Source organism: Collinsella sp. MSK.8.10 (assembly GCF_019041915.1).
Classification (GTDB): Bacteria; Actinomycetota; Coriobacteriia; order Coriobacteriales; family Coriobacteriaceae; genus Collinsella.
On record NZ_JAHPYF010000006.1, the window covers coordinates 16,516 to 41,511 of the forward strand.

20 protein-coding genes are annotated in these 24,996 nt (G+C 59.1%); 9 read left to right on the forward strand and 11 right to left on the reverse strand.

All coding sequences use genetic code 11. From position 1 onward, the window contains the following. Positions 1 to 462 precede the first annotated feature (462 nt). Both KTF55_RS07220 and KTF55_RS07225 read left to right on the forward strand, forming a co-directional pair. On the forward strand, positions 463 to 1,392 hold the full coding sequence (locus tag KTF55_RS07220) for an AraC family transcriptional regulator (protein WP_158566328.1): 930 nt from the start codon (positions 463 to 465) through the stop codon (positions 1,390 to 1,392). 56 nt (positions 1,393 to 1,448) lie between these two features. Further along, positions 1,449 to 2,072: an HAD family hydrolase gene (locus KTF55_RS07225; RefSeq protein WP_217108190.1), complete on the forward strand. Its 624-nt coding sequence runs from the start codon at positions 1,449 to 1,451 to the stop codon at positions 2,070 to 2,072. 224 nt (positions 2,073 to 2,296) lie between these two features. Here KTF55_RS07225 and KTF55_RS07230 read toward each other — a convergent pair whose 3' ends face one another. Next, complete coding sequence (locus KTF55_RS07230; RefSeq protein WP_022095149.1) at positions 2,297 to 3,154, reverse strand: class II fructose-bisphosphate aldolase; 858 nt, start codon at positions 3,152 to 3,154, stop codon at positions 2,297 to 2,299. Between the two features lie 335 nt (positions 3,155 to 3,489). Between KTF55_RS07230 and KTF55_RS07235 the strand changes: the two genes are divergently transcribed. Further along, positions 3,490 to 4,293 carry a DeoR/GlpR family DNA-binding transcription regulator gene (locus tag KTF55_RS07235; RefSeq protein WP_217108191.1) on the forward strand — a complete coding sequence of 268 codons (804 nt, stop codon included), beginning with the start codon at positions 3,490 to 3,492 and terminating at the stop codon, positions 4,291 to 4,293. A gap of 74 nt (positions 4,294 to 4,367) precedes the next feature. Here the strand turns inward: KTF55_RS07235 and KTF55_RS07240 are convergent, their stop codons facing one another. Further along, the gene (locus KTF55_RS07240; protein ID WP_226790631.1) at positions 4,368 to 5,528 is read right to left on the reverse strand and encodes an FprA family A-type flavoprotein; all 1,161 of its coding nucleotides are present in this window, start codon (positions 5,526 to 5,528) and stop codon (positions 4,368 to 4,370) included. Positions 5,529 to 5,657: 129 nt separating this feature from the next. Continuing rightward, positions 5,658 to 6,644: a LacI family DNA-binding transcriptional regulator gene (locus KTF55_RS07245; RefSeq protein ID WP_217108267.1), complete on the reverse strand. Its 987-nt coding sequence runs from the start codon at positions 6,642 to 6,644 to the stop codon at positions 5,658 to 5,660. Between the two features lie 383 nt (positions 6,645 to 7,027). Here KTF55_RS07245 and KTF55_RS07250 point away from each other — a divergent pair, with 383 nt between their 5' ends. Together KTF55_RS07250 and KTF55_RS07255 are read left to right on the forward strand one after the other, a co-directional pair. After that, positions 7,028 to 8,233: a galactokinase family protein gene (locus KTF55_RS07250; protein ID WP_217108193.1), complete on the forward strand. Its 1,206-nt coding sequence runs from the start codon at positions 7,028 to 7,030 to the stop codon at positions 8,231 to 8,233. Then, complete coding sequence (locus tag KTF55_RS07255) at positions 8,224 to 9,852, forward strand: UDP-glucose--hexose-1-phosphate uridylyltransferase (protein WP_226790633.1); 1,629 nt, start codon at positions 8,224 to 8,226, stop codon at positions 9,850 to 9,852. Before KTF55_RS07250 ends, KTF55_RS07255 begins: the two co-directional genes overlap by 10 nt. Before the next feature lie 358 nt (positions 9,853 to 10,210). Here the strand turns inward: KTF55_RS07255 and KTF55_RS07260 are convergent, their stop codons facing one another. The 7 genes from KTF55_RS07260 to KTF55_RS07290 form a co-directional block, all read right to left on the reverse strand. After that, positions 10,211 to 11,146 carry a hexose kinase gene (locus KTF55_RS07260; protein WP_217108194.1) on the reverse strand — a complete coding sequence of 312 codons (936 nt, stop codon included), beginning with the start codon at positions 11,144 to 11,146 and terminating at the stop codon, positions 10,211 to 10,213. Between the two features lie 53 nt (positions 11,147 to 11,199). After that, entirely contained in the window at positions 11,200 to 12,081 is an 882-nt protein-coding gene (locus KTF55_RS07265; protein WP_195521882.1) for an aldose 1-epimerase family protein, read from the reverse strand. Positions 12,082 to 12,284: 203 nt separating this feature from the next. After that, a complete protein-coding gene (gene lacB, locus KTF55_RS07270) occupies positions 12,285 to 12,809 on the reverse strand; it encodes a galactose-6-phosphate isomerase subunit LacB (RefSeq protein WP_006234831.1) in 525 nt (174 codons plus the stop codon). Positions 12,810 to 12,872: 63 nt separating this feature from the next. After that, entirely contained in the window at positions 12,873 to 13,301 is a 429-nt protein-coding gene (gene lacA / locus KTF55_RS07275; protein ID WP_006234830.1) for a galactose-6-phosphate isomerase subunit LacA, read from the reverse strand. Between the two features lie 305 nt (positions 13,302 to 13,606). Continuing rightward, the gene (locus KTF55_RS07280; RefSeq protein WP_217108195.1) at positions 13,607 to 14,608 is read right to left on the reverse strand and encodes a hypothetical protein; all 1,002 of its coding nucleotides are present in this window, start codon (positions 14,606 to 14,608) and stop codon (positions 13,607 to 13,609) included. A 285-nt stretch (positions 14,609 to 14,893) separates the two neighbouring features. Beyond that, positions 14,894 to 15,232 (reverse strand): PTS lactose/cellobiose transporter subunit IIA, encoded by a 339-nt coding sequence (locus tag KTF55_RS07285; RefSeq protein ID WP_006234827.1) that lies wholly within the window; start codon positions 15,230 to 15,232, stop codon positions 14,894 to 14,896. 213 nt (positions 15,233 to 15,445) lie between these two features. Continuing rightward, entirely contained in the window at positions 15,446 to 16,450 is a 1,005-nt protein-coding gene (locus KTF55_RS07290; protein WP_217108196.1) for a LacI family DNA-binding transcriptional regulator, read from the reverse strand. Positions 16,451 to 16,807: 357 nt separating this feature from the next. On the opposite strand from KTF55_RS07290, the gene KTF55_RS07295 reads away from it, so the two are divergent. Further along, positions 16,808 to 18,574, forward strand: coding sequence for a lactose/cellobiose PTS transporter subunit IIB (locus KTF55_RS07295; RefSeq protein WP_217108197.1), 1,767 nt, complete (start codon positions 16,808 to 16,810; stop codon positions 18,572 to 18,574). 66 nt (positions 18,575 to 18,640) lie between these two features. After that, a complete protein-coding gene (lacG, locus tag KTF55_RS07300; RefSeq protein WP_022094685.1) occupies positions 18,641 to 20,080 on the forward strand; it encodes a 6-phospho-beta-galactosidase in 1,440 nt (479 codons plus the stop codon). A 184-nt stretch (positions 20,081 to 20,264) separates the two neighbouring features. Here lacG (KTF55_RS07300) and KTF55_RS07305 read toward each other — a convergent pair whose 3' ends face one another. Then, positions 20,265 to 21,266 carry a LacI family DNA-binding transcriptional regulator gene (locus KTF55_RS07305; RefSeq protein WP_217108198.1) on the reverse strand — a complete coding sequence of 334 codons (1,002 nt, stop codon included), beginning with the start codon at positions 21,264 to 21,266 and terminating at the stop codon, positions 20,265 to 20,267. 285 nt (positions 21,267 to 21,551) lie between these two features. Between KTF55_RS07305 and KTF55_RS07310 the strand changes: the two genes are divergently transcribed. Continuing rightward, complete coding sequence (locus KTF55_RS07310) at positions 21,552 to 23,330, forward strand: PTS lactose transporter subunit IIBC (protein ID WP_217108199.1); 1,779 nt, start codon at positions 21,552 to 21,554, stop codon at positions 23,328 to 23,330. Positions 23,331 to 23,407: 77 nt separating this feature from the next. Next, on the forward strand, positions 23,408 to 24,829 hold the full coding sequence (lacG, locus tag KTF55_RS07315; protein WP_217108200.1) for a 6-phospho-beta-galactosidase: 1,422 nt from the start codon (positions 23,408 to 23,410) through the stop codon (positions 24,827 to 24,829). Positions 24,830 to 24,996 lie beyond the last annotated feature (167 nt).

Genomic DNA, 24,996 nt, shown 5'->3' on the forward strand with positions numbered 1-24,996 from the left:
CATCCACGTCACAAACCTTAGAAAGCCCTTAAGCTCAAAACCTTTCAAGAGTACTACTCAATAGCCTTGACCTGCGGTTTCATCGTAACACCAAACCAGGTTAAGCCTTTCTTTAGCGCTTCTTTGCGGCAGCCGCGGCATAATACAGCCAACGCACGGGACCTAGCAGCACACCCTGTGCGCAACCTTTTGGTGGACATCGAGGAGGCCGCATAAGCATGCATTCTTCCAATGACGCAGCACAGCAGCCATCCCTAAAACATGCAGACCTTTTCTCCTTCCCCCCGACACAGAGAGACGGCCTCCTCGACTCCCCCACCACAAAAACCAAGCGCTCAGCCGATCAGAGCCTCAACTTACGAGCATCCTTCGAAAAGCTCCAAGCATCCCTAGACAAGGCGTTCCCCGAACAGGCAAGAGCAATCTAAGCCCATCGCGCTTTATACTGATGCCATGCGAAACATGGATCACATAGAATTGCACCGCGGAGGACGCGAGGAAGCGTTTCCCGAGACCGCCGAAGACTGGCCCTATATTGCCGAACGCGCAGAATTCGCTCGCTATCCGGGCAATTCCGTCCCCTGGCACTGGCATTCCGAAGTTGAGCTTTTCTACATGGAGCAGGGAGCGATTGACTATCGAACGCGCGCGGCTCATGAGCACGTACGCTTTGAGGAAGGGTCCGCCGGCTTTATCAACGGCGGCGTTTTGCACAGCACGCTGCAATCACCCAATTCGGCACCAGCCATTCAAATGTTGCATATCTTTCAGCCGTCGATGCTCGGCGATCCCGCGGGACGCCTTCAAAAGCGCTATATCAACCCATTGCTGCAATGTCGAGGCGTCGATGTGCTCAAATGGTCGCCCACCAACCCCGACGATATGCCCTTTATCGATTTGCTAAAGAGTTCCTTTAACCACGACCTTCAACGGCCGCAGAACGAGATGGCACTTCGGAATAGCTTGTCAGAGCTCTGGATTCAGATTTACGCCAAGGCCGAACCGCTCTTTTCCTCCGACAACGCCTCTTGGATGACCAACCGCGACGTACAGTTCAAGGCAATCCTGGACTATATCCGCGCAAACTATGCAGCCGCTATAGATGTGCCCCAGATGGCATCTGCAGCCGGCGTAAGCGAAAGAGAGTGTTACCGCATTATCGAAGCTTGCGCAGGAACGACCCCGGCGGCATATCTGCGCGCATACCGCGTAAACCGTGCTTGCGAACTTTTGGCACACACCACGCGAACGGTCCAGACAGTCGCGCGCCAATGCGGCTTTGCGACAGCAAGCCATCTTGGCCAGGTATTTAAAGAACAAATGGGATGCACTCCTTCGAGCTATCGAGCAGCGAGGCAGAATCTCGATAGTACCAGGCAGAAATCCCGCTAGCCCTTCTTCTGTCACTGCATCAAACTTGCAGGCAAACAACGGATAGGAGCTACTATATGAAGTACTTTGACTATATCGTGTTTGACGTTGATGGGACATTGGCAGATACAGAAGAAAGCGTGCTGTCATCGCTTGGCCAGATTGTCCAAGAAGAAACCGGCAAAACGCTTCCCCGACACGAGCTTGAATTTGCCCTCGGAATACCCGGCAAGAACGCCCTTGAGAAACTTGGGATCTACTCGCAGGCAACGTTGAATCGCTGGTGCCAAGTTGCTGCCAGCTTTAAAAGCACCATCAGCGTGTTTCCCGGCTTGCACGAAGTTATCGCAACACTCTCCGACAACGGCTGCAAACTTGGCATCGTCTCCTCACGCGCGCGCGACGAATACGCAGAAGAAATTGCACCCCTTGGCTTCGATAAGTATTTTGAGCACATCATCCTTGTCGAAGACACAACCGAACATAAACCCGCACCCGCTCCCATGCTCGAATATCTCCGGCGTACGGGCGCGAATCCTGGCAACGTCGTCTACGTTGGCGACACCGTCTACGACGAACAATGCGCAACTTCGGCAGGAGTCAGTTTTGCCAGAGCGGCATGGGGATCACACCAAGACATCCCAAACGCCACCTACAACCTCAAAACCCCCAACGACCTGCTAACCCTAACAACCAAGTAACCCCCGCGCCCCACCCTTTCAGCCCCAACGCCACAAGGGCGATTGAGCAGGACGGTTTGGGCGGGTCCCGTACTTAGTTTCCAAAATCATTCCGCAGCGCGAAGGCCCCCGTTGCCAACGCTTCGAAGAAGCGAGACAACGGGGGCCTTCATGCGCGAGAACGTTTTGGAAACTAAGTACGGGACCCGCCCAAGCCGTCCGGTGGGATCAGAGTACCCTTGCTGTTACTCTGCTTTGCCCACAGAGTTAAGGTTGGTCATGCGGATCTTAACCAGCTCGGTGATCTCACGCATACCCTCCTTGGCCGGCTTCTTGGGGTCGAAGCAGGCGGGGTTCTCGGCCATGTAGGCCATGAAGCCCTTGGTGTAGGCCTGACGCAGCTCGGTGGCGTAGTTAACCTTGCAGATGCCGTTCTTCACAGCCTCGGCAACCTGCTCATCGGGCACACCAGAGGTGCCGTGCAGAACCAGCGGCACGTCGACGGCGTCGCGGATGGCCTTGACCACGGACTGCTCGATGTGCGGATCGCTCGTGTACACACCGTGGCTGGTGCCAACGCCAATTGCGAGGGAGGTGCAGCCGGTACGCTCGACGAACTCCTTGGCCTCGGCCGGATCGGTGTAGGGGCTCTCGCCCTCAACCGCGGGACCGTCGTCCTCCTTGCCGCCAACCTTACCGAGCTCAGCCTCGACGGGCACGCCCATGGCGCGGCCAGCATCGGCGACGGACTTGGTCAGGGCAATGTTGTCCTCGAAGGACTCGTGCGAACCGTCGATCATGACAGAGGTGTAGCCCGTGCGGAAAGCCTGCATGCAGCGGTCATAGCCATCGCCGTGATCGAGGTGCAGAGCGACGGGCACGGAAGCGCGCTCGGCGGCAGCCTTGACCATGCCGTAGAAGTAGTCCAGACCAGCGGTCTTGATGGTGCCCGGGGTGGTCTGCATGATGACGGGGGACTTGGTCTCCTCGGCAGCGGCCAGAACGGCCATAACAAACTCGAGGTTCTCGACGTTGAACGCGCCGACGGCGTAGTGGCCGGCCTGAGCGTCCTTGAGCATCTTTTCGGTGGTAACAAGTGCCATGAGCGTTTGCTCCTCTCCCTCGCCCGCATCTGGACATCGGGCGTAGTTGTTCACAAGGCGTTTTACCTTGCGTTTTGCTGCGCTCATTGTATGAAAATCGACGGCGTCGCACGTATGAGATATCACCGGCACACAGGTCAAGACACTCGTTTTTGAAAAGCAAACGGAAGGGATTCGCGCCGGATCCCTCTATACGACATTGCAGTTTTCAAGCGAATCATCTTTCTTTTATAGAAAAGATAAGTAATCGAAAGGCGTTTTCTTACTCAAAAAGAAAATGAACGAAAATGGACTCAACACAATTCCTGCAAATTTCAGTTGAGGATGGAGCAGCTATGGCCCATGCAACAACCCGAGCCTTCGCCGATGAGCGTCGTGCCGCCATCATGGAGATGCTTGAGCATAATGCCTCGGTGCAGGTAGCAGAAATCGCCCAGACCTTTGGTGTGTCCTCCGTTACCGCCCGTGCCGACCTAGACGCGCTCGCCGAGTCCGGCAAGCTGCGCCGCACGCATGGTGGCGCTGTGTCGCTCCAGAAGCGACTGACCGTATCCACCCAGGATCGCCGTATCAACGTCAATGTTGCCGCCAAGCAGGCCATCGCACAAAGCGCCATTGAACTCGTCGGCAACGGTGACACCCTGCTCGTCGACTCGGGCACCACCGCTCTCGAGTTTGTCCGGCTCCTCGACCAGCACGATGGCATCACCGTCATCACGGCCGACATTACCATTGCCGATTACATCGACGAGAGCATGCCCTCGGTCGATGTCGTCATGCTGGGCGGGGCACTGCGCAAAGGTCATCGCTATCTGTACGGCCCACTTACCATGCAGGCGCTCCAAATGGTCCACGCCGACCTTGCCGTCATGTGCCCTGGAGCTTTTGTTCCCGGCTGCGGCTTTACGACCGACTTTCCGCAGATGGCCGAGACCAAAGCGGCTATGGTCGGTGCCGCCCGTCAAAGCGTCGCCCTCATGGACGCCAGCAAGGTTAACGGACGCGGCATGTACCGCTTTGCCAAGCTGACCGATGTCGACACCATCGTGATGGACCGTGATCCCGATGGCGCCGTCGCCACCTCAATCGCCGAGACCGCCGACGACGCCCGCCCAAATCTCGTCATCGCCGGCGCTTAAACAAAAACCACCACAAAGGTGCCTGTCCCCTTTGTGGTGGTTGTGATGGCTGAGCGTCAAAAGTGAACGTGTCGCTACTTGGAAAGCTCGTCGGCGAGGGCCTCGATCTGAGCGCGCGAGGCGTCGTTGAGCGAACCCAGCACGGTCACCTTGTTCTGCGCCAGAGTGATGTCCTTCATGCCCTCGAGTTCCTTGGTCATAACCTTGGCAGCGGTGGGCGCCCAAGAGCCGGCCTCGACGAGTGCCACCGTACGGTTCTGATAGGCGTGCTCGGCAAGCGTATGGATAAAGGTGCTCATGAACGGGAAGATCTCGCCCTGATAGGTGATGGAGGCGAGCACCAGACGGTCATAGCGGAACGCATCCTCAACGGCCTCGGCCATATCGTCGCGTGCCAGGTCAAAAACGGAAACCTTCTGGCCGCGAGCCTCGAGCGCAGAAGCGAGCTCCTCAACAGCAGCCTTCAGATGGCCATACACGCTCACATAGGCGATCGTGATGCCCTCGTCCTCGGGCTGATAGCTCGACCAGGTGTTGTAGGTGTCGAGGTAATAGCCCAGATTCTCGGTCAGCACGGGGCCGTGGAGCGGACAGATAATCTGAATGTCCAGGTCGGCGGCCTTCTTGAGCACGGCCTGCACGAACTTGCCGAACTTACCGACGATGCCAAAGTAGTAGCGGCGCGCCTCGCAGGCCCAGCCTTCCGGGTCCTCGATGTCGTTGGCGCCGAACTTGCCAAAGCCGTCGGCACTAAAGAGCACCTTGTCGGTAGACTCGTAGGAGAAGATCACCTCGGGCCAGTGCACGTTGGGGGCGCAGACAAACGTTAGGCTGTGGCCACCCAGGTCGAGCACGTCGCCCTCTTTGACGACTATCTTACGCTCGGGGTAGTCGGTGCCAAAGTAGTTGACCATCATGCGGAAGGCGCCCATGCTGGCCACAATCTGTGCCTGGGGATAGCGCTCCATAAAGGCGGCGATACCGGCGGAGTGATCGGGCTCCATGTGATGGACGACCAGGTAGTCGGGCGTACGGCCATCGAGCGCGGCCTCGAGGTTGCCGAGCCATTCGTCGACAAAACCGCCATCGACTGAATCGGCGACAGCGATCTTTTCGCCCAAGATAACGTAGCTGTTGTATGCCATACCGTTCTCGGACACGTCGTACTGGCCCTCGAACAGGTCAATGTCGTGATCGTCGACACCGATGTAGCGGATATCCTTGGTGATCTCCATCAGGCAAAGCCTCCTAGATAGACAAAAGAACCCGTCTATCATAACACTCGGCAGTATCCCAGCTGTTATCTGCCGGCATCCATACCGATTGTTATTGAAATACGATAAATCGCCGTTTACCAGCACAAACTATGAGCGCGGTATCGCCGTGCTATGTCGAATGATGAGCTGGCCGGGAATACGAATGGCAACGGTTTTGCCCGCCGTACCCGCCTCGGGAACCGCATGCTCGAACACCTCGCGCCCACGCTGATGCAAGTCAAATCGAACGGTCGTGAGCTCGTTATGTGCGACAAAGTCGTCGAGCGAGTCATCGACGCCCACCACGCTCACGTCCTCGGGCACGCGCAGACCGCTATCACGCAGCGCTGCAATGGCGCCGTTTGCCATCTGGTCGTTTGCCGCGTAAATCGCCGTCATGGTGCGGTCGTGCTCGGCCAGGTACCTGCCGGCCTCGTAACCGCTGTTGGCAGACCAATCGCCCTCGAGCGGCGCCTGCGGCTTAATGCGCCTACGCTCGAGCGCGTCCTGCCAGCCGGCGCGACGAAACTGTTCATCGACCGAGAACGACGGGCCGCCGATATAACGAATCTGCTCGTGTCCCAGCTCAAACAGATGATCCATAAGCAAGAGCGAGCAGCCGTAATGATCGGAGTCTACCGTGGTCACCCGCGGGTGCGCGTACATGGTAACGATGACCGTGCCAATGCCCGGCAGTGGATCAAACGTCTCAAAATCGGGCGCCATACGGCTCATGCCGATAATGATGCCGTCCACAGGCAGCGCGGCCATACGACGCGTGGCCTCGGCAAGCGAAAACTCCTCGGTCTTGGACATCTCGACCAGCGTGATGGCGCAATTATGCTCGCGAGCAGCGCTGGCGATGCCGTCGATCATTGAGAGGTTGCCAAACTTGGTGACATCGTTGACGCACAGACCGACCGAATGGTAGCGGCCGTCGCGCAGCGAGCGACCGGCATAACTCGGACGAAAGCCGAGCTCTTGCATAGCGGCCTGCACGCGCTGGCGCGTCTGCTCGTTAACGTTGGGCAAGCCGTTGGCGACGCGCGAAACCGTCTGCTGCGAAACGCCAGCAGCGCGGGCGACGTCGGCCATGGAGACCGGACGCGTACCTGTATCGTTGGACGGGCGCCTTGCCACAGGATCACCTTCACCGTTGCGAGATCTGAATAGCGTGCATGCCGGCCCGGGCAGAAATACACCCCGCGCCGAGGCCCGCTATCGTCGGACGCATGTTAACGTACTCTACTTTTTCAATCCGCAACTCTTCTGCTCTATAAGTCCATACGGCAATACCGTTCACGGCTGAATTTCTACCGATTACCAGATTCTCAAAAAGTGATAAGCGTTGTGTTATGAGTACGTTAACATAGCCCGTAACGTGCGGCATCGTAGATGCTGAGTTCACGCCGCTTCAGATTGTTAACGTACTCACTACGACGGAAAACTCGTCAGTATGCGCCAAGGAAAGGACTCCCATGACCACCCCCGACGAAAAGACACTCGCCACGCTCACCAAGCTGTTCGAGGAGGAGTTTGGGCCCATCGGCGATCGCCAGGTGCTCTATGTGCACGCGCCCGGCCGCTCCGAGATCAGCGGCAACCACACCGACCACGAGGGTGGCCACGTTATCGCCGGCTCGCTCGATGTCGCCGTCGACGGCATCGCCGTGGCAACCGATTCCAACAAGGTTCGCGTAGCCGACGAGGGCTATCCCACGTTTGAAATCGCGCTCGACACGCTAGACGTTCAGGAGTCCGAGAAGGGCACGTCCGCAAGCCTCGTCCGCGGCATGGCCCACGAGATTGCAGCCCTTGGCGTTGAGCCCCACGGCTTCGACTTTGCCTTTACCTGCTCCGTCCCCTCGGGCGGCGGTCTTTCCAGCTCTGCCGCCGTCGAGGCCGCGTACGGTCGCGCCATGGAAACCCTCTGGGGCGCACCCGCCATCGAGCCCGTCGCGCTCGCGCAGATGAGCCAGCGCACCGAGAACAACTATTACGGCAAGCCCTGCGGTCTGATGGACCAGGCCGCCGTGTGCCTGGGCGGCCTTGCCTACATGGACTTTGAGGACCAGGCTCAGCCTAAAACCCAGAAGCTCGAGCTCAACTTTGAGGATCACGGCTATGCGCTCGTGCTCGTTAAGGTCGGTGCCGACCACGTGGCCGCCACCGACGACTACGCCGCCGTTCCGCGCGAGATGCAGGACGTTGCCGCCGAGTTTGGCAAGGCACGCCTGTGCGAGGTCGACGTTGCCGATTTTGACGCCAGGCTCCCCGAGCTGCGCGCCAAACTGGGCGACCGTGCCTGCCTGCGCGCCGTTCACTACTGGTACGAGAACGGCCTGGTCGACAAGCGCTGGGCAGCTCTGAACGCCGGCGACATCGACCAGTTCCTGGTCCTGACGCGCGAGTCCGGCGCCAGCTCTGCCATGTACCTGCAGAATGTTGTTGCCAAGCTGGGTTCCGAGCAGCCTTCCATGTATGCCCTGGCGCTGGCCGAGCACGTGCTCGACGGCCGCGGCGCCGTCCGTATCCACGGTGGCGGCTTTGGTGGCACCATCCAGGCCTTCGTGCCGCTCGACCTGGTCGACACCTTCATTGCCAAGATGAACGGCTGGCTGGGCGAGGGCTCTGCCCGTCACTACGCCATCTCTGACAAGGGGGCTTACGCGGCATGGCTGTAATGACTGACGTGCGCGAGGCCGCACAGAACCTGATCGAGTACGCCATCCACCGATCGATGATCGGCCAGGACGACCGCATCTGGGCATACAACACCATTTTGGAGTGCATCGGCGCTACGGGGCCCGCGCTCGATATGGCCTGGGCGCTCCAGGTTGAGAAACTCTCGCTCTTGCACCCCGATACCTTGCCCGACTTTGACCTTGAAGGCACGCTTGCCGCGCTTTCCGAGACCGCCGTTGCCAACGGCACCGCCGAGGACACGGCGTCGGGCCGCGACCGCATCGCCATGCGCATCATGGGCGCGCTCATGCCGAGGCCTTCGGTTGTAAACGAAGAGTTCAACGGACGTATGGGCGTCAACGAGCCCCGCGCCGCAACCGACTGGTTCTACGGCCTGTGCTGCGACGCCGGCTACGTGCGCCGTGCCGCCATCGCGCGCAACATCAAATGGAGCACCCCCACCAACTGGGGCGATCTTGAGATCACTATCAACCTGTCCAAGCCTGAGAAGGACCCGCGCGATATCGCCGCGGCAGGTGTAGCCAAGAACACGGGCGAGAAGTATCCCGCCTGCCAGCTCTGCATCGAAAACGAGGGCTATCCCGGACGCTCCGCCGCAGCCGACGGCGGCGCTCACCCCGCCCGCCAGAATCTGCGCGTTATCCCCATCCAGCTCGACGGCGAGCGCTGGGGTTTCCAGTACAGCCCGTACGCGTACTTTAACGAGCACTGCATTGCCATGAGCTCCGAGCATCGCCCGATGCACGTGGACCGCAAGGGTCTGACCTGTCTGCTCGACTTTGTCGACCTGTTCCCGCACTACTTTATTGGCTCCAACGCCGACCTGCCCATCGTGGGCGGCTCGATTCTTTCGCACGACCACTTCCAGGGCGGTGCGCACGAGTTCCCCATGATGCACGCCGCCGAGGTCTCGCAGTTTAGCGTGCCCGGTTTTGACCAGGTCGGCGGTACCGTGCTGCAGTGGCCGCTCTCGGTGCTGCGTCTGCGCTCGCATGACCGCGCTCAGCTGCTCGACGCTGCTGAGAAGATTATCCTCGCCTGGCGCGAGTGGACCGATGAGTCGGTGGGCGTTATCGCACACACGGCCGACGGCGTGGCCCACAACACCGTGACGCCCGTCATCCGCCGCGTCGATTCCCGCGGCAATGCCGGCGGCGAGATTTACGAGGCCTACCTGGCGCTTCGCTGCAATATCACGACCGACGAGCATCCGCTGGGCGTTTTCCATCCGCATGCCGAGTACCACCACATTAAGAAGGAGAACATCGGCCTGATCGAGGTCATGGGCCTGGCCATTCTGCCGCCGCGCCTGGTTCCCGAGCTTGGCGCTGTCCGTGAGCATCTGCTGGCAGCCAAGGTCGATGCCAGCTACGACCTTGCCGGTGCGCTCGAGGGCGATGATCTTTGCCGCAGCCACGCCGCATGGGCTGAGGACGTCTTTGCCCGCCGCGCCGACGAGCTTACGGCCGACAACGCCATCGATATCCTGCACGAGGAGGTCGGCGTGGTGTTTGGCCACGTGCTCGACAACGCCGGCGTCTTTAAGTGGGACGAAGCAGGACGCGCCGCCCAACAGCGCTTTATCGACTCGCTGTAACGATCCCTTGGGGACGGAGGAAAACGGATCATTTCGTCTTCAAAACAACGGCGCCCGCCGGCAACATCGCCGACGGGCGCCGTTTTATTAGCTAGTCGTTGGGGACGTTCTTAAATGACTAGTCGTTGGGGACGTTCTTGTTTGACTAGTCATTTAAGAACGTCCCCAACGACTACTTGCGACCAGGGCTACGTCGATGTTTTGGCAACGACAGCGAAAACCCGCCAGAGCGAGCAAGGTGCCTTGAAACAAGGCGGCATTGACCTTCTGGTCATGCCGCCGCAGTTGAAAGGCAGATTGCCGCTCTGGCGGGTTTGCAGCGTCGGCTGGTTGCGCGGTTTGGTAAAACCGCGTAACCCTACAGCTCCGTTACTTCAACACTGTTGTAGATCTCGTCCCAGCGGTCCATGACCAGGTGACCGGTCTTGGGATCCATAGCGTTGAGCTTGCCGCAGGTATTGGCGGTCTTGAGCACCGTGACGTCGTCGGCACCAGCCGCAATGGCATGCGCAAAGCCAGCGATGGTCGAGTCGCCGGAACCCGTTGCGTTCACAGCCGCAATCGCGGGCGTCTTGGCGCGGAACGCGCGACCCTCATGGAAGCCAACCGAACCGGCAGCGCCCATCGAAACGACAACCCAGGGGATACCGGCAAAACGGTCATCGGCGGCAAGCGCCTCGCGCAGGGCATCGACATCATCGGTCGTAAAGGACGTACCCAGTAGGCCGTTAATCTCGGTCAGGTTGGGCTTTACGAGCTCAGGCTTAGCGTCGGACTCCAGCGCGGCCTCCAGCGATGCACCCGAAGTGTCGAGCAGCACCTTGGCGCCCGCCTCCTCGGCGATCTTGACGAGCTCGGCATAGTAGCCGGCATCGACGCCACGCGGCAGCGAGCCCGAAAGCGTCACGACGTCCGCCTTCGCTGCAAGCTCGGCAAACTTGGCCGTAAAGGCCTCGAGCTCGGCCGGGGCGATCTGCGGGCCGCTCTCCAGCAGCTCGGTCTGATTACCCTCGTGCAGGATATTCAGGCAGATGCGCGTCTCACCAGCAATAGGCACAAAGTCGTTCTTGACGCCGTCGGCATCCATAAGCTCGGCCATATAGGCACCCATGTGGCCGCCGAGCAGGCCGGTCGCGAGCACGTCGTCACCCAGCTGCAGCAGCACGCGACTCACGTTGAGGCCCTTGCCGCCAGCGGTCTTTTCGGGTGTCACACGGTTAACATCGTCGATGATCAGCTTGTCGAGCTGATAGCGCGTATCAATCGACGGGTTCATGGTAACGGTCAGAATCATGTTGAACTCCTGTTCCGGGGCGGCATAACCCGCCCCAAACATACGATAGCTCGTTAAAGGATCTCGATCTCAAAGCCGCGGGTGACGGTCTCTCCCGGCTTGGCCACCAGGCAGCCGCGCTTGTGCTCCAGAATATCGTCCTCGTCGGAGCAGGTGGACAGGCCGCCCCACGGTTCCACGGCCACAAAGTCGCCCTCGGGCTTGCTCCACACAATCAGGTATGGCATATCGGGGAACGTCAGGCGCACGCCCTTGTCCTCGGTTTTCTTGGTAAGCGTAACCACGCGGCTCTCGAGCACGTCAAAGATGGTCTCTGCGAAGTCAAAGAGTTCGTGGGTCAGCGGCAGGTCATGGCCAACCATCGGGTTCTTGCTGCGATGCTCAACATCAATCAGGCCCGTCGAGGGAACGGCAGTACAGAGCTCGGCGGCCTCGCGCTGCTCAAAACGGAGCTCGTAGTCGTCGTAGGACTCGCCCTCGTCAAGCGGGCACTTAAAGCCAGGGTGACCGCCCACAAAGAACGGCATGTCCTCGGTGCCCTCATTGGTCACCTCGTACGACACGGCCACCTTCTCCGCATCGATCGTGTAACGAGCAACGATCTTAAACGGATACGGGTACTGCTCGAGCAACTCGGCATGGTCGGCAGAGCTTAAGCTCAGCACAACCATGTTGTCGCTCTGCTCCTCGAGCTTCCACTCCTGCTTGCGAGCAAAGCCGTGGCGGGCGAGCTTGACCTCGCGGCCGCCCATGGTCATTGCGCGACCGTCACGAAGGCCGCCGCAGATCGGGAAACAAATGGGTGCCTGGCCCGACCACACCGCCGGGTCGCCCTGCCACAGGTACTCACGGCCGTTGGCTTTAATCGAAGTGAACGATCCGCCAGCCGTGCTCAGTGCCACACGAATAGAACCGTTATCAAGAACAAACTCCATGGGAATCTTCTCCTTCACATATCATCTTGCACGATCCATTGCGAACGCCGTGCCTTTAGCACAAAGGTAATGAGGCGGCGCCGCACGCAAAAGAACAATGCACGCCAAGCCCGCCAAGCCAATTGGGCTGATAGAAAACTGGCCCGCGCCCCATTACAGAAACGCGAGCCGTCAACGGACTAGTTAATTACGCCGGATACCCGCTAATCGTGGTATTCGCCGCGGTCCCACTTCTCCAGGAACTCGTCAAAGAAGTGCGGGTCAGCCTGAGCCTCGGCGTCGGCCTTGTTGCAGGCATCGATCTTGGCGATCAGGGCATCGTGCTCGGGAGTCTTCTCGTAGGGCTCCTCCAGGAAGGCAAGCATGATATCGGCCATCAGGAACTCGCCGGTGATCTTGCCGCCAAAGCCCACGATGTTGGCGTTGAGCTCGCGACGGGCATACAGGGCAGAGGTCATGTCGCGGACCAGGGCGCAGCGGGCGCCGGGAACCTTGTTGACGGCGTTGGTGATGCCGATGCCGGTGCCGCACAGGGCCACGCCAAAGTCGGCCTTGCCGCTGGCAACAGCCTCGCCCACGGCCTTACCGTAGATGGGATAGTGCGTACGGGTGTGGCTGTAGGTGCCGCAGTCGAGCACCTTGTAGCCAGCCTGCTCCAGGCGGTCGGCCAGATAGATCTTCTCGTCCGTAACGATATGGTCGCAACCGATTGCGATGGTCTTCTTCATCAGAACGTCCTTTCGTCTGAATTCACAAGTTGAGGTAGAAGTTCGAGTTCTCGGTGGCTCTCGTTAGGCCATCTTGTTGAGCATGTCGACACGGATCTGGTGACGGCCGCCGGCGTACTGGGCGCGCAGGAACTCGCGGGCGATCTTCTTGGCGACCTCGGTGCCCACAACGCCCGGGCCCATGGTGACCATGCGCGAGCCGTTGTGCTCGCGGGTCATGTAGGCGGAACGCTCGTCGGAAATGTTGGCGACGACCATGCCCTTGATCTTGACGGCGGCCATATAGGAGCCGACGCCGTACTTATCGAATGCGAAGCCCTGGGAATCCTTGTGCTCCAGCAGGTCCTTGGCAACGGCGGTCGCGGAATCGACAAAGTCCGCGGCAGGGGTCTCGGAATAGTCGACGACCTCGTGACCGTCAGCGATGAGCATCTCCTTGATGGACTCCTTCATCGACATACCGTCGGCATCGGAAGCGATTACAACCCTCATGACATCCTCCTTGAGAGATACGCAGGTGCGTAGTTTCTGTTTGGAAGTGTTGAATCGCGTTCAGGTCCGGGCATCTGAATGTGCGGTTCTTCACTGTTCATGTTTATTTGAACACATTCGAACATCAACTGCAAGAATTATTTGTTTATCTTTGTTCTTTTTTGACAAATACCGTTTACGGATGATTGCTGGCCGTTTGAGCCCGGCGCGGACGTAGCGACCGCGTATTCAACAAACAAAAGGGCGGCCGAGAACGTGTCTCGCCGCCCTTCGGCGGTATTCCCCGGTATATACAGCTGTTTTAGCTACTCGGACTGCCCGCCCTTTTTGGCGTGCTTGGACGGAGCGCTCAAGAAACGACCCGTCAAATAGTTCGCCGGGCCGGAAATATCGATCCCCAGCAGCACGTGGCCCAGCCACAGGAACGCCACGAGCACCAGCAGCGGGATAACGCACGAAGTCACGATCATCACGATGACGCCTTCAATCAGATCGGTCACCTGCTGCACGATCTCGTCGGTCATCTGCTTGGCACTGTCGGTCACCGATGTAAGTAGACTCGATGCCCCATCGGTCAGCTGCTCAAGTACATTCTTGTTTTCCGTAGTCTCAGACTTCTTTTCGCTCTTTGTGGAGCTCGTCTTGCTCGCTTCAGTCGCCTTTTGCTCTGTCTGCTCGATACTCACCTGATACGTCTCATCGACCTTTTGCGATACCCACACGCTCGCGGGTACAAGCGCCATGCCGATCATGGCGACCACCAGCACACGCGTTGCCACGCGGCGAATGACTGCGCTCGTGCTCCAGCGTCCGTGAATGCCAAGCGACACCGCGAAGAGTACGAGCGAGAACGGAATCAGGATGCCCAGCCCGACCGACCATAAAATGGTCAGCAGATATTTTTCAAGGTAGAGCACGGCAAGCACGATACCCAAGTTTCCCGAAAGCTGCGCGAGCTGCTCGGCAACTGGCGTTCCTGTATCGCCCGGCAGCGCAGTGATACCCGCAGATAGGGCGACGCACGAGGTTGTGAGCGCCAAAACATTGCCCTTCTTTTGATCGATGACCTCGATGGTGGAGTCCCAAGTCTTGGTATCGGCAAAATGCGGACGAGCTACAAAGCCCGACAACAGCGCCAGTACCACGAGCGCAACGATAAAGCCAATCTGCAGCTTTTTGTTTGCGCACACGACATCGGACAGGCTGGGCTGCAGCTCGGTTACCGTCGTATGCTCGGTTATCTGGACAGGACGCCCATGAGCCATCTCGTGCGCATCTGTCTTTTGAATCAATCCGTTGTCCGGCATTTGGACACCTCCTCATTCCGGCCTGCATTGCGGATGGAAGTATACCCACCCATCGAAAAACCGAACGGGAGGGCGTGCAGAAGCTCCAAGACTGCCCCCAACGACTAGTCGTTTAAGAACGTCCTCAATGACTATCTCGGGATGAGTTGCGGTGGAATAGGGATTGTTTTGCGCCCGCCGGCCCCTATTCAGTCCCCATTTCACCGCAACTTGGAGGAGGACAGAAAAAGCTCTGCCGCGGGTAGCGGCAGAGCTTTTGAAAGGGGACTTGGTTGTGAGGGCTCGTTAGGCGAGCTTGGCCTCGAGCTCGGCGATGCGCTTGTAGGCATCGATGGTAAAGCGGGTCTGCTTCTCCAGGATCATAGTGGTCATGAGAGTGTCCTGAGCGTGAGCCATGATGAAGGTCATCTCCATCTCGCCACCGCCGGCCTCCTGCGAAAGCAGCTTGGTCTGCGTGTCGTGGGCGCCGATAAGTGCATCGCTGGCATCCTTGTGCAGCTGTTCGGCCTTCTCAAAGTCACCCTCGCGAGCAGCATCGAGCGCTGCAAGCAGATCGGTCTGGGCGTCACCTGCGTATGCGACAATCTCGAATCCAACCATCGAGATTTCTTCTTTGGTTGCCATGTTGCGTTCCTTTCACATATGAACCAATGGAGAGCATCGCGTCCGGGCATACGCGCTGCGTTGTGTATGACAGAAACAATAACATTCAAACAAAAAAGAACAGCTCAAAACGTAATTTCGAGCTATGAACGGTCACTTTTCGCCCGTGAACGGTTTTTAAACCAATCTGAACAATATCAAACACAATTATCGGCAACCCAACAGGACCGCACCCTAACACAAATCGCGCACCGTATCGCCCTCTACTAGCACACCGGGGATCAGCATGTGCTCCACGCCAGACGCACCCCCATCGGCGTCGGCAATCTTGTCGACCGCCCACATGCCGACGCGCTTGTTGTCAAAGCGCACCGTGGTCAGGCGACGGTCGGGCACGATATCGCCCAGGCTGTCATCAACACCCACCACACTCACGTCCTCGGGCACACGCCTTCCGCATGACTCGAGCCCGCGAATGCAGCCGTATGCCATGGCATCGTTGGAAGCATAAATGGCCGTACAGGTCGGATCTTCCGCCAGAGCCTGACCGGCAGCATATCCGCTCTGTGCCGTCCAATCCCCACGGACGAGTCGCGGCGGCTCAATTCCATGCGCGCGCAATGTCTCGCGCCAGCCTTCCTCGCGCCGCATGCCCGAAAGCGAGCGCTCGGGACACGAGATAAAGTGCACGGTTTTGTGCCCCCGCCCCAGCAAGTACTCGACCACCTGGCGCGAGCAATCGAACTGGTCGTTATCGACCGTTGAACAGAGCGGGTGCTCCAGCATCGTAACGAGCACCGTCTGCATGCCGGGCAGCGGCTCGAAGGTGCCAAAGTCCGCTGGCATGCGATTCATGATCACGACCATGCCGTCTACCGGCAGCGCGCTCATACGCGACGATGCGCTCTCGAGGGTATAGGGATGTCCATCTACTTTAGTGAGGGTGATGGCATAGCCATGTTTGTCGGCCGCGGCGGCAAAGCCCTCCATACGGTCGAGGTTGCCGGTACCGGTAATGTTGAACATGGCGACGCCGACGGTCTTAAACTTGCCACGGCGCAGCGATCGACCGGCAAAATTGGGGCGATACCCCAGCTCGCGCATGGCGGCACGCACGCGTTCCTTGGTCTCGGGGCGCACACTGGGCGAATCGTGCACGGTGCGCGAGACCGTCTGCTCCGAGACGCCCGCGAGGCGCGCCACGTCTTTGACGGATACCGATTTTTTAACAGCGGCCATAGGTCGATCTTTCTATGTCAACGATGCCATTAGTGGCACCCTACGCAGTCAAATGAAACGTCTTCAAGTATATCTAACGCCTCCCCCACCATACGCTCACCACCCAAAACCTACCGTTCACCGACATTTTTGCTTCCCCGAACGGCTTTTGTCGCCCAAATGTTAACGTTGCCATTGTGCAAACACAGAGCCACCGGGCGGCTCAAACGTTTACGCGTAAGGAATCGACGGTTCGCAGGCACAGGAACCACCGGTTCGCGTCCTTTTTTGTGTCACAAAATGGCAACGTCAACATTTTAGCAACCGAACGTCAAAAGCTACCATCGTTGCTAACCCACCGACTCTTAGGAGCATTGCATGGAGCAACTCATCGCCATCATCGAAAAGGGCCAGCCCTTTTTCAACGCGATCGCCCGCAACAAGTACCTCAAGGCGATCCGCGACGGCTTTATCTCCGTCATCCCCATCATCATCTTTTCGTCCATCTTCTGCCTGGTAGCCTCGGTCCCCAACATCTGGGGTTTCTACTGGCCCGATGACATCAACAACGCTCTGTGGAAGTGCTACAACTACTCCATGGGCATCCTGGCCATCGCCTGCGCCGCCACCACGGCCAAGCACTTCGCCGACGCTCAGAACCGCGACCTGCCCAAGAATAACCAGATTAACTTTATCTCATGCATGTGCGCGGCCATCATCGGCTTCTTGCTCCTTTCGAGCGACACCATCGCCACGGACGCCGCCAGCGGCTTCAACACCACCTACCTTGGTTCCAAGGGCCTGCTGACCGCCTTTATCGCTGCGTTTGTGACCGGCATCATCTACAAGTTCTTCATTAAGCGCAACATCACCGTCAAGATGCCCGAGCAGGTTCCGCCCAACATCTCGCAGACCTTTAAGGACATCATCCCCTTCTCCGTCTGCATTACCGTCTTTTGGGTCTTTGACATCGTCTTCCGCGCTGCTTTTGGCTTCTGCTTTGCCCAGGGCGTCATCCAGGTGTTCCAGCCCCTGTTCACCGCTGCCGACGGCTATATCGGCCTCGCTGTGATTTACGGCGCCATGAGCCTCTTCTGGTTCGTCGGCGTCCACGGCCCCTCGATCGTCGAGCCCGCCATCGCCGCCGCTCTCGTTGCCAACATGACCGACAACCTAGCTGCGTTCCAGGCTGGCCAGCACGCTTCCGCTGTCCTGACCCAGGGTGCCCAGTACTTCGTCGTCTGCATGGGCGGCACCGGCGCCACACTCGTCCTGGTCTTTATGTTCTGCTTCCTGGCTAAGTCCCAGGAGATGCGCGCCGTCGGTAAGGCCGCCATCGTCCCTGTCTGCTTTGCCGTCAACGAGCCGCTGCTGTTCGCCGCGCCCATCGTGCTCAACCCCGTCTTCTTTGTCCCGTTTGTCTTTGCACCGATCGCCAACATCTGGATCCTCAAGATCTTTATCGACTTCTTGGGCATGAACGGCTTTATGTACACTCTGCCTTGGACCGTCCCCGGCCCCATCGGCACCATCATGGGCCTGGGCTTCCAGCCGCTCGCCTTTGTGATGCTCGCCCTTATCCTGGTCGTCGACTTCGTTCTGTACTACCCGTTCTTCCGTGCCTACGACGCCCAGAAGTGCGCCGAGGAGGCCGAGATTTCCGAGGAGGAGCTCGCCGCCAAGAACGCCGAGAAGGCCGCCAAGCTCAACGATGCCTTCCAGGGCAAGGCTGACGCCAAGAGCGTTGCCGCCGGCGCTGCTGCCGAGGCCGTGAAGGCCGACGCCCCCGCCGCTGTCGCCACCGAGGCAACGACCGCCAGCGACCTCAACGGCAAGCGCGTGCTCGTGCTCTGCCAGGGCGGCGGTACCTCGGGCCTTCTCGCCAACGCGCTGGCCAAGGCTGCCAAAGAGCGCGGCATCAATCTTGAGACCGCTGCCGAGGCCTATGGCAACCACGTTGACATGCTCCCCGACTTTGACCTGGTCGTCCTGGCCCCGCAGGCCGCAAGCTACCTGGCCGACCTGCAGAAGGACTGCGAGCGCGTGGGCAACAAATGCGTCGCCTGCCGCGGTAAGCAGTACATCGAGCTCTCCCAGAACGGCGACAAGTCTCTCGCCTTCGTAAGCGAGCAACTCTCGAAGTAAGTAACGCTCAGGGCCAGCCGACCATCCAAGACCGGCTGGCCCTTCGATTTAGACGATTGGATCATCATGTCCGTTAACCCCGCTAGCGTCACCAACCCGCCTGCGCAGTTTCCCGAGGACTTTGTCTTTGGCGGCGCCACCGCTGCCTACCAGGTAGAGGGCGAGACCCGCACCCACGGTAAGGGCAAGGTTGCCTGGGACGACTTCCTGGAGGCCCAGGGGCGCTTCTCCCCCGATCCCGCTTCGGACTTCTACAACCAGTACCCCGTCGACTTGGAGCTGTGCGAGGAGTTCGGTATCAACGGCATCCGCCTCTCCATCGCCTGGAGCCGCATCTTCCCCAACGGCACCGGCGAAATCAACCCCGAGGGTGTCCAGTTCTACCACGACCTCTTCGCCGAGTGCCACAAGCACCACGTTGAGCCGTTTGTCACGCTGCATCACTTCGATACGCCGCTGCCCCTCTTTGAGAAGGGCGACTTCCTCAACCGCGAGACCATCGACGCCTTTGTGGACTTTGCCACCTTCTGCTTTAAGGAGTACGCCGACCAGGTGACCTACTGGTTCACCTTTAACGAGATCTGGGCCGACGCCTCCAACACCTACATCGAGGGCACCTTCCCCGGTGGCGTTAAGGCACATCTGGCCGAGGCCTTCCAGTGCGAGCACAACATGATGCTCGCCCACGCCAAGGCAGTACTGGCCTTCCACAACGGCGGTTTTAAGGGCAAGATCGGCGTCATTCAGTCGCTGGAATTTAAGTATCCGCTCAACGAGAACGACCCCGCCGACATCAAAGCCGCCAACAACGAGCACGTGCTGCAGAACCAGTTTTTGCTCGACGCCACCTTCCGCGGCGACTATGCGCCCGATACGCTCGAGTGCGCCAACCGCCTGGCTGCCGTCTCGGGCGGCACCATCGAGATCCTGGACGAGGACCTCGAGATTATGCGCGAGGCCGCGCTCTACAACGACTACCTGGGCGTTAACAACTACCAGTGCCGCTTCTTGAAGGCTTACGACGGCGAGAACGACCTGCACCACAACGGTACGGGCGAGAAGGGCACTGGCCGCTGGCGCGTCAAGGGTATTGGCGAGCATGTGAACAAGCCTGGCATCCCCACCACCGACTGGGACTGGATCATCTATCCCGAGGGCCTGTTCGATCTGCTCGTCTACATTAAGCAGCGCTACCCCAACTACAAGCAGATTTTCATCACCGAGAACGGCATGGGCTACAAGGACCCCTACAAGGACGGTTTTGTGGACGATCAGCCGCGCATCGACTACATCGAGCAGCACCTGCGCTGGTTGCTCAAGGCCATGGAGGTGGGCGTCAACGTGGGTGGCTACTTCCTGTGGAGCCTGCAGGATCAGTTCTCCTGGACCAATGGTTACAACAAGCGTTACGGCTTCTTCTACGTTGACTTTGAAACCCAGAAGCGCACGCCCAAGGCAAGCGCATACTGGTATAAGCACGTGGCGCAGACCCGTCGTCTGGACTAGCGGCTGGCGGGGTCGCCTGCCCACATAACCTGTCCCCATTTCTCAGCCAGGGGCGGCACGTCACACGGCGCGCCGCCCCCGGCCTTTTTTGGGCGGGTCGAAAGCCGTCTGTCTCGATCTGTAACATTTGGCCGAGATTTTGGGTCCAAACTGTTACAGATTGAGACAAACGAGCGAAGCACGTCTACGCCCGCAGGTCCTTTACGCTGGAACGCTCGACCAGCACACCCGAGACAAGCGTACGGCTTCTGGAGCTCGGGGCTTCCAGACCTGCGACGACCTCGTTAAGCGCACGGACGCCCAGCTCGCGGTGGCGAAACTTCACCGACGTCAGAATCGAGTTGGGAATCGTCTTGTAGAGTTCATCGTCAAAGCCGATCACGGACACATCATCGGGCACACTCAGACCCTTGTCACGTAGAGCCATCATCACGCCGTTTGCCATGCAGTCGTTAGCAGCGAGGACCGCCGTGCAATCGGGTTTATCGGCAAGCACAAGGCCCGCGGCATAGCCACTATCCGCATTCCAATCGCCTTGCAGAGGCTCGGGCGGCTCAATGCCACGCGCCTCGAGTGCCGCACGCCAACCTTTCATACGACACTGGCTCGACAGCGCCTCTTTCTTACCAGAGACGAAGTATACGTTCTTGTGCCCACGATTTAAGAAGTACTCGCACGCCATGCGCGCACCACCCTCTTGATCGTCACTAACGGTAGAGCAGGCAGGATGCTCCATCGGCGTGATAATCACCGTCTTGAGGTCTTTCGGTGCCTCAAAGGTATCAAAGTCATCGACCATCTGGCGCAGGTTGAAAATCATGCCGTCGACGGGAAGCTGCGACATCCTACGCGCCGCTTCGGCAAGGGTCATCTTCTCCCCCGCCCGCTTTTTGATCATCGTGAGAGCAAAGCCTCGCTCTTCGGCGGCATCGGCGATACCGTCAATCATGTCCACGGCGCCGCCCGACAAGTGAAACAGCACGACGCCGATGCACCCGTAACGGCCCAACTTGAGTGAACGCGCGGCAAAATTCGCCCGGAACCCAAGCGCCTCCATGGCCGCATGGACCTTATCGCGTGTCGACTCTCGTACGCTATCGGGCTCGTTGATCACACGCGAAACCGTCTTGAGAGAAACACCCGCGGCAACTGCCACATCATTCATTGAGACATTTTTCTTGTCCATCGTTGCCACTACTTCTCCAGTCGGTCTTGCATCGCTTGTTATTTTGCGTTCTAGCATACACTACCTGCCTGACTGACAAATCAACCGTTTACCGGACAATATCGACCACTCACCCGTAAATCCTTGTTGCTCTTCCAAAAATGTCTTACGTTGTCATTAACGAAATGACAACGTTGTCATTTCGCAATGCCTTCCTTAAGCAGGAAGGTTTCCGGGCAGTCCTGACCATCCATCGACGACCAGTTCCATCCACATGCATCGCGCATCAAGTAGCAAAGGAGCTCTATGGACGCCATCGTAAAGATGCTCGAAAAGCATCAACCGTTCTTTGAGAAGATCTCGAGGAACGTCTACCTCCAGGCCATTAAGGACGGATTCCTTGGGTGCATGCCCATCGTCCTCACCTCTTCGATCTTTCTGTTGATCGCCACCCTTCCTGGCGTCGTTGGCATCACGCTGCCCCAGCCGCTCATCGACTGGTGCAACAAGCTGTACAACTTCACCATGGGCGTCATGGGCATCATGGTTGCCGGCACCACTGCCAAGAACTTTACGGCTTCCATGAACCGTCGCATGCCCGCCGGCAAGGTGCTCAACGACGGCTCCACCATGGTTGCCGCCCAGTGCAGCATGCTGCTGCTCGCAGTCACGCAGTTCACCACCAAGTTCAACGGCTCCGAACTTTCGGTCTTCGATTGCACCAGCATGGGTACGCGCGGTCTGTTCTCGGCCTATATCGCCGCGTTCATTACCGTGTGGGTCTACAAATTCTGCGTCTCGCGCGATCTGACCATTAAGCTGCCCAAGGAGGTCCCGGGCGCCATCGCTCAGAACTTCCGCGACATTATCCCCTTTGGCGGTGCCGTCATCATCTGCGGCATCATCGATGTCATCGTGCGCAACCTCATGGGCGTTCCGTTCTCCGAGCTGCTTATCAAGCTGCTCTCCCCGCTCTTTACCGCTGCAGAAACCTATCCTGGCCTTATCCTTATCCAGGCAGCCACCGCGTTCTTCTGGTTCATCGGCGTCCACGGCCCCTCGATCGTCCAGCCGGGCATCGACCCCATCCGTCTTGCCAACCAGGCCGAGAACCTGCAGGTTCTGCTGGCAGGCGGCCACCCCGCCCACTCCCTCACCTTTAACATGTCGCTCGTGGGTGAGTTCGGCGGCACCGGCGCCACGTTCATCGTGCCGCTTCTGCTGATTCTCTTTATGAAGTCCAAGCAGCTCAAGGCCGTCGGTAAGGCCTCGATTGTTCCTGTTGCCTTCGCTGTCAACGAACCGCTGCTCTTTGGCGCGCCGATGATCCTTAACCCCTACATGCTCATCCCCTTTGTTGCCGCCGGTTGCGTCAACGTGAGTGTTGCCAAGTTCTTTATCGACAATGTGGGCATGAACGGCTTCTCCTTCGTGGTGCCTTGGGCTACCCCTGCCCCCATCGGCATCTTCATCACCACGAACTTCCAGCTTATCGCCCTGGTATTTGTCGCGATCATCATCTTGCTGGACGCCATCATCTACCTGCCGTTCTTGAAGGCATACGATAAGCTGCTCTGCGACCAGGAGGCCGAGCGCGCCGCCGAGCTGGGTCTCGAGTCCGATGGTGCCGCTGCCATCGCCGCCAACGCCCCTGCGCCCGCTGTCGAGCAGGCTACCGCTTCCGTCGAGACGACTGTTGCCGCCGCCGACAGCAAGCCTGTCGCCGATCAGCCCGAGCCCGCTGCCGATGCATCCGCCAAGAAGGATGTCGACGGCCTGAAGGTCCTCGTCCTGTGCGCCGGCGCCGGCACCTCTGCCATGCTCGCCAACGCCATCAAGGAAGGTGCGGCACAGACCGGAGAGAACATCGCTTCCTCCGCAGGCGCCTATGGTCAGCACACTGCCATCATGGATCAGTACGACGTCATCGTGCTCGCCCCGCAGGTTCGTAGCTACTACAACGACATGAAGGCCGACACCGATCGTCTGGGCATTAAGCTGCTCGCTCCCCGCGGTAAGGAATATATCGACCTTACTCGCGACCCCGCTGGCGCCATCAAGTGGCTCCGCGAGAACCTCGACTAGCTTCCTCCCTCTGTTGGTGCCCGGATCCCCAGTTCGGGCACTTCCCCCTATTCCGTATCCCACTGAAAGGATGACTCATGACCAACCCCATGCAGTTCCCCGACGGCTTTGTGTTTGGCGGCGCCACCGCTGCTTACCAGGTTGAGGGCGAGACCCGCACGCACGGCAAGGGCAAAGTGCCCTGGGACGATTTCCTGGCTGCCCAGGGTCGCTTCTCCCCCGACCCCGCAAGCGATTTCTACAACAAGTATCCGGTCGATATCGACCTGTGCCAGCGCTTCGGCATCAACGGCATCCGTGTCTCCATCGCTTGGAGCCGTATCTTCCCCAGTGGCACCGGCGAGATTAACCCCGAGGGCGTCGCTTTCTATCACGAGCTTTTCGCCACCTGCAACAAAGCTGGCGTTATCCCCTATGTCACGCTCGATCACTTCGATACGCCCGAGGTCTTCTACCAGGACGGCGGCGAGGGATTCCTGACGCGCACGACGATCGATGCCTTCGTCGAGTACGCCAAGTTCTGCTTTGCCGAGTTCACCGAGGTCAAGCACTGGTTTACCTTTAACGAGATTCCCGCAACCGCCGAGGGCAGCTTTATCGTCGGCAACTGGCCGCACGGCGAGAAGTACCGCCTGGACAAGGCCTTCCAGCTCATGCACAACATGATGGTGGCCCACGCCAAGGCTGTCGTCGCCTTCCATGAGGGCGGCTTTGAGGGCGAGATCGGCATTGTCCAGAACCTGGAGCCCAAGTATCCCCTCGATCCCAACAGCGCTGCCGACTGCGAGGCGGCTCGCATGGCCGACGTCATCAACAACCGCTGGGTACTCGACGCCACCTTCCGCGGCCACTATGCAGCCGATACCATGGAGGCTGCGACCAAGCTGGCTCATATCGCCGGCGGCGAGCTCGACGTCCGCGACGAGGACATCGCCGCGCTGACCGCCGCGCTCCCCTACAACGATTGCCTGGGCGTCAACACCTACAAGTGCCAGTTCCTGCGTGCCGCCGAGGGCGAAAACGACATCAACCACAATGGCACCGGCGACAAGGGCTCCTCGCGCTGGTTCCTCAAGGGCGTGGGCGAGTCATGCGTGCGCGAAGGCATACCCACCACCGATTGGGACTGGATCATCTATCCCGAGGGCCTCTACGACCTGCTGCTCCGCATTAAGAACGATTACCCCAACTACAAGAAGATCTACATCACCGAGAACGGCATGGGCTATAAGGACGACTTCGAGGATGGCTTTATCGATGACGCCCCTCGTATCGACTACATGCGTCAGCATCTCGCGTGGATCCTCAAGGCAATCGACGGCGGCGTGAACGTCGACGGCTACTTTGTGTGGTCGCTGCAGGACCAGTTCTCCTGGACCAACGGCTATAACAAGCGCTACGGCCTGTTCTACATCGACTTTGAGACCCAGAAGCGCTATCCCAAGGCGAGCGCGTACTGGTACAAGAACGTCGCGGAGACCGGCCTGCTTATGGCCTAGTTTCCGCCGCATACCCCCTGTCGGCCGCATGCGAATCCCTCCACGGGTTCGCATGCGGCCTTTTTGTTTTGGCTCGGCCCGAGCAGGCCGTTTGTCTCGATCTGTAACATCTAGCAGGGATTTTCGACCCTAACTGTTACAAATCGAGACAAGCAGAACGCCCGGAC